The sequence below is a fragment of the Pseudomonas sp. PS01303 genome, assembly GCF_029959385.1.
Lineage (GTDB): Bacteria > Pseudomonadota > Gammaproteobacteria > Pseudomonadales > Pseudomonadaceae > Aquipseudomonas > Aquipseudomonas rustica.
Genome location: NZ_JASCPK010000368.1, coordinates 1 through 228, shown reverse-complemented (window position 1 = coordinate 228; position 228 = coordinate 1). Strand labels below are relative to the sequence as shown.

The window sequence follows — 228 nt, the reverse complement described above, 5'->3', positions numbered from 1 at the left end:
TGCCGATCGATGTCGAGTTCACCGGCGAGCCGTTGACCAGCGTGCCCACCACCGCCGAAATCCCCATCGCCAACGCCGTGCTGCGGCAGATGGCCAAGTCCCAGATCGCCTTGTCCTATCGCCTGAAGAAGGCCAGCGGCGCGCCCGACATGCCTTCCAAATCACAGTTCATCAGCGCCATCGGTGCGATCAAACGCCTGGCCGCCCCCAAAGCACTGGACGCCGTGA

1 protein-coding gene is annotated in these 228 nt (G+C 64.0%); it reads left to right on the top strand.

The window, feature by feature from the left end; all coding sequences use genetic code 11:
* A partial coding sequence (locus tag QMX93_RS30990; RefSeq protein WP_282359365.1) for a hypothetical protein occupies nucleotides 1-228 on the top strand: 228 nt, incomplete at both ends.